6 protein-coding genes are annotated in these 5,390 nt (G+C 38.9%); all 6 read right to left on the bottom strand.

Features of this window, described 5'->3' with window-relative positions; translation table 11 throughout:
• Positions 1-1,715: hypothetical protein (locus Q0212_RS07930; RefSeq protein WP_297924280.1), on the bottom strand; the 1,715-nt coding region annotated here is incomplete at its 3' end.
• Positions 1,716-1,731: 16 nt separating this feature from the next.
• Positions 1,732-2,418 (bottom strand): PilX N-terminal domain-containing pilus assembly protein, encoded by a 687-nt coding sequence (locus Q0212_RS07925; protein ID WP_297924278.1) that lies wholly within the window; start codon positions 2,416-2,418, stop codon positions 1,732-1,734.
• Positions 2,419-2,428: 10 nt separating this feature from the next.
• Positions 2,429-3,325, bottom strand: a complete 897-nt coding sequence (locus tag Q0212_RS07920) for a PilW family protein (RefSeq protein ID WP_297924276.1) — start codon at positions 3,323-3,325, stop codon at positions 2,429-2,431.
• Positions 3,322-3,831 carry a type IV pilus modification protein PilV gene (gene pilV / locus Q0212_RS07915; RefSeq protein WP_297924274.1) on the bottom strand — a complete coding sequence of 170 codons (510 nt, stop codon included), beginning with the start codon at positions 3,829-3,831 and terminating at the stop codon, positions 3,322-3,324. Before pilV ends, Q0212_RS07920 begins: the two co-directional genes overlap by 4 nt.
• A gap of 12 nt (positions 3,832-3,843) precedes the next feature.
• Positions 3,844-4,365 carry a GspH/FimT family pseudopilin gene (locus Q0212_RS07910; RefSeq protein WP_297924272.1) on the bottom strand — a complete coding sequence of 174 codons (522 nt, stop codon included), beginning with the start codon at positions 4,363-4,365 and terminating at the stop codon, positions 3,844-3,846.
• Positions 4,366-4,633: 268 nt separating this feature from the next.
• A partial coding sequence (gene ispH / locus Q0212_RS07905) for a 4-hydroxy-3-methylbut-2-enyl diphosphate reductase (protein WP_297924270.1) occupies positions 4,634-5,390 on the bottom strand: 757 nt, incomplete at its 5' end.

Genomic DNA, 5,390 nt, shown 5'->3' with positions numbered 1-5,390 from the left:
CTATCTGGAATAACTTTACCGCCTCCGCAGAATGGTTCTTGAAATAGTAAAGTCTTATCAAGGTAGTCTCCAAAGTTATAGCTTATTTTTGGTGCAATTTCCTCCTTGTTAAATTTTAGAGGGGTAAGAGTTTTGCACACGTTGATTTCTTCTCCTGGTTTACCATGACATGAGTTCTTAACAAGTACACAAGGATTTTCTGGAGTTGGTTCAGGTTGAGGATCAGGATTTGGCCCAGGTTCAACTATTTCTTTGACAATATTGGTCACATTTATAGTTTCAGAGCTATCCTGAGTTAAATCAGGCGTTTTCCACACAACACTACTTGCTGCTGACGTTAATGCAAGGCCTTTGGCAGTTGTAGCCGAAATACAGCCTGTTGATGGGCAAAAATTTACATCAGGCGAGCTAAAGCCATCAATACGCACATCTGCTACATTTACAGTGGTTACTGGTTTCCACCAGCCAGTGGTCGTTGTTTTGTAGTCATCATTAGGTGTAATTCGTAAAATTGCACTAACAATTGTTGCCCCTTTGGGGATTTGTACGCCCGAAAAAAGAATACCTGATTCGGTTTTATTAGTGCTAGATACCACCGCATTAAAAGGCAAGCTCGTAGTCGTGCTACTAAAATTTGTGTTATTAGATTGCCATGTTGCATCATCATTCCCCTTGGCAACAGTAAGCACCGTAGTTTTTGGTGTAGCATTTGCTATTTTAACGCAGCTATTGGTTTTTTCGGGGTCTATCGAAAAACTCACTACTAAATTGGGTTTTTGCGCGTCTGAACCTGCTGTATTGGCTGAGTAGGCGGTACGCAAAGCTTTGGCGGCACTAATATCTTTAATACGCAAAGATAGCGCGTTGCCACCACACCAATCGGCACGATTAACCACTTCGTTAATAGCGGCGGTGACAGGAATTTTGTAAACTTCATTTGCCAGCCATGTATCTGGCGAGTAATTAGTCACACCGCCATAGGTACGGCTGTTAATTTGGCTACCATAATTACTGGCATCACCTGTGGCTTCGGCAACAATTTCCCATGTGGTTAGGCCAGCATTGCCTGTTTTAGCGGTTAACTCTACATAGGCACTGGTAATAGTGGCATACCTAGGCACCATTACATTGCCAAATTGAAAACCTGAGACATAATCAGTGGTGCCATCTAAACCTATTTTTAAGTCTCCCGATGTATTAGTACCTGAGCTAGTAGCGTCAGACTGCTGAATAGCATCAGCACTAACATTCGTTAACAAACTCTCTACAACTCCAGTGGGGCTAATGGCAACAAGCGCATCTAAAGGCCTTACGGGATAAAGAACATATCCCCCTTTCTCTGTCGTTGCATGATAACGAGACAAACCCATTTTGACATAGCCTGGCACAGGGGCTATTGCAGGTGTGACTGTATTATCGCCATTAAGTAGTTGATTCATGGCTTTTTTTAATGTAGCTATACGGCTTAAATCGCCTGATTTGTTACATGCCTCACCATCCTTATTAGGAGATTTAGCATTAATACACCACTTCATACTACCTGATGTATCAAACATCATCATTAAGTTAGGGGCAATGGCACTGGCATTGCTGGTATCCACATAAATTTCGGTATCGCTGGCATAAGCAGGGCTTAATGCCAAACTTACATAAACATAGGCAATGGCTGTTGCCAAATAGTTTTTTTTGAAACTGATAGATTTATTGTTTTTCATAACTCACCTGTTTATGTTATTGCCGCTGAATACGATATTCGGTTGCATGAGTTGTAAATACTGCACCCACGTCAGTTAAACAATCTGTAATTGTTTCTGCTGATGCATTGTCACTTTCTTCATCATCAGCATTTGTTTTACTCAAGCAATTTTTGATTACACTCGCACTTACTGTTCCAAAGCTTGGAATAACGGCAGTTGAAAAAGTTTTCAATTTTTCTGCTGCTCCCGTGACCGATATACTACTTCCAGCTAAAGAAATATCATCTAAATCATTACTAGACTCACCATCTGTAATCGTGCGACGGCTATAACTTACTTGAGTTAAAACAACTTCTCTTTTACTCAAATAATCACTACTACTAGTAGGATCACAAGCTCCAGCTTTAAAGTATTTAAAATTTGTTCCAGTAGTAGTAGGCTTTAGACACAAATGAGTATCCGCACCTGATGCATTACCAATTACTCCTGTTACATCCATAGAGTCCAATATATTTTCATTAATAGTATTGGTTAATTGCACCGTACCCATATCTGCCGACTGAAATAACAATTGTGATACTTGACTATTATTTGCTAACATTAATCCAGACAGCCCCATACGCATTGCAGTTACACCTAACAATGTAACAATTAACAAAATAACCAATACAGATATCAAAGCCATGCCTTGCTGTAAGGTTTTGATGGGTGTTTTATTCATTATTTTACCCTCAAATCGCATTTCGCAATGCCAACGTACTCGTAAATAAACGATGAACAAACTTATCGTCTAAATTACTTCCAGAAATTTCTTTATCTAAAACAGTTATTTTTTCAGGTGTACTATTAAATCCAGTGTTAACTTTTTCATTAGAGCGAACCACTAAACCAATACGTAATGACACAATCGCTGGACGAGATGCAACTGGAATATCTGTATAAGCTTTTGCTGTCATATATTGCACAGGAAACCGTTGACCTAATGTTGGTAAAGGGAAAGCACTTACGCCAAATAAAACCTGAAATGAATCTATAGTAGAGAGTAAAACCACTCCGTTATCTTTATAGTTACTGACAGAAGCTGCATCGGCTTGATAAAAACCTGCGTCACAAGCCAAAGCCTCGTTATTGCTTGTTAGATCAGCACGAACAAAGTAGCGTGTAACCACAAAACCAGGAGTAGTAACAGCATTCCCCTCACAATCTCTAAAACCACCATCAATCATCGCTTGGCTAATCCACATACGAGTTACCAATTGATCGCTATAGCCTTTATTTTTAGTAACACCAGGTGAAACTTGTGTTTCTATAAGAGTAATATCATTATTTGTAACATGACTATCTTCGATTTTATTGGCTGCATCACTCGGCAGCTCATCTTTAAACATAATAATGCCTGTTGTTGGAGTTGCAATATTTTGGCTGTACTCTGCACTACGAACTGTACTATTAATATAATCCAGTGCAAAACGGCCATTTTCTTGAACATTCCCCATCCCACTTTGCAAGTTAAAACTCATTTGGTTGGTTAATAACAATTGCATAGCAGACAACATAATAATCAAGGCTAATGTCAAAGAAACCATTAACTCTATTAAGGTAAAACCTTTGCTATATTGAGTCATCATAATAATGAAGTCTCCAATTTAACGCAGTCAGCATTGGTTACAAAAGTATCATTTTCATTAGAACAGCTATCAGCAGCTCCCTCAGCATTAGGTTGTGTTTTATTCCAAGTAACGTACACACAATAATTATTTCGTTCTATACACTTAATTAATTTTATTTGACCATTAGGCAAGATTTGTTTAGCTGTGTTAGTAACACTTTTAATATCATATTCTGCCATTTGTTCAGGCGTACAACTTGCTGTTTCACAATTACTGCTATTAGTTGCATTCCATGTTGCTTTATATTTTGTTGCTCCATTTGGGTTTAACATAATACGCTCCCCCAAATCTTGCGCTAGAGCAATTGCCTGAGTTCTAAACATTGAATCTCCAGTTACATCTAAAGCTCTAACCTGCAAAGCAGAAAAGCCTATAACAGCTACGCCCAAAACTAACATGGAGACAATAACCTCTGTCATACCAAAACCTTTCTGTTTGTTTAATGCAGGAAATTGATTAAACATTCTTATCTCCTTTTATTGATTACACGTAGAGTCATCATTATGGCGTTGTATTAACACGCGACCAAAACGATTCAACAATACATTAGAACCAGTTTCTTTAGAAATTTTGGTATCACAAACCCTAAAAACAACATCCACGGAAGCATTGCTACTATCAGCAACCCGTCCTGTAGCCCCGTTAAAAATCAATGGAGTTACAGATTGCGTAACACTTATACCTGCTGGCAATCGAAGCTTTTCCAGAACAAGAACAGACACTTTTTGATTACTACTATCAGATTGATTTACCTGAAAAGAAGCAGACCAGCCATTTGACCATCCGCCTGTATTCGCACTAAATGTAATATTGCTACGAGTTACAATTGCTCTAGAACGAGCATTCTTTAAGTCTGCTGCCAAATCATTAGCTACTGATGCCATGCGTGAGTTTGCCTGCATCAATTGCATTGCAGGAAAAGCAAAGGCTACTATAACTGCCATCACAGCTATGGACACCATAACTTCAACTAATGTAAAACCCCACTGTTTAGACATCGCACACCCCACAACACTCAAATTAGAACCAATTTTATATTTGTTAAAGCCCTATTTTAGTGTCTAATTTAACAGTACCTGACACAGTACCGACTTTGTTAAGTGAACATTAGACATTAAATAACCACTCCTCAAGCAGAACGCGACAGTCGGCTACTTTTAATTGACCAAGAGGTCATTTTTAATATTTTGTTACATGTTTTGTTAGACAATAGGCATCAAAGAGTGACAATAAATGTCACTCATTTATTACAACAGAATATAGTTTTTATAATGTAGAAGTAGGAATTCGTAGCTCTTTAGGCATTGAAAATACAACATTTTCTTCTCTCCCTGTAATTTCGTGAGGTGTCAAACCACCCCATTCTTGTAAACGAGCAACTACTTGTTGGATTAATACTTCTGGTGCAGATGCGCCCGCGGTTAGACCGATTTTTTTTGTTGAATCAAACCATTCTTTTTGTAATTGCTCAGCATTATCAATCAGATATGCCTTAGCTCCCATACGCTCAGCAAGTTCACGCAAGCGGTTTGAATTAGAGGAGTTAGGAGAACCAACGACTAATACTATATCACAACTTTGTGCTAGGGTTTTAACTGCATCTTGACGATTTTGTGTCGCATAACAAATATCATCTTTGCGTGGCCCTTGAATAGCTGGGAACTTGGCGCGTAGGGCATCAATCACTCGTGCGGTGTCATCTACCGATAACGTTGTTTGAGTGACAAAAGCTAATTGTTGTGGATTGTTTACCACTAATTTAGCAACATCTTCCTCATCTTCTACTAAATAGATTTGACCACCAAATTGAGTATCGTACTGCCCCATTGTGCCCTCCACTTCGGGGTGTCCTGCATGGCCAATTAAAATAGCTTCTACGCCTGTACGCGCATAACGGGTGACTTCCATATGCACTTTGGTTACTAAAGGACAAGTGGCATCAAACACTTTTAAACCACGGCGAGCCGCTTCATTTTGTACCGCTTGCGAAACACCATGTGCACTAAAAATCACAATCGTGTTA

Origin of the sequence: uncultured Agitococcus sp. (assembly GCF_937920075.1) — a bacterium.
Taxonomy (GTDB): Bacteria; Pseudomonadota; Gammaproteobacteria; order Pseudomonadales; family Moraxellaceae; genus Agitococcus.
The sequence above is the reverse complement of the archived record's forward strand: the minus strand, read 5'-3'. Positions and strand labels throughout refer to the sequence as shown.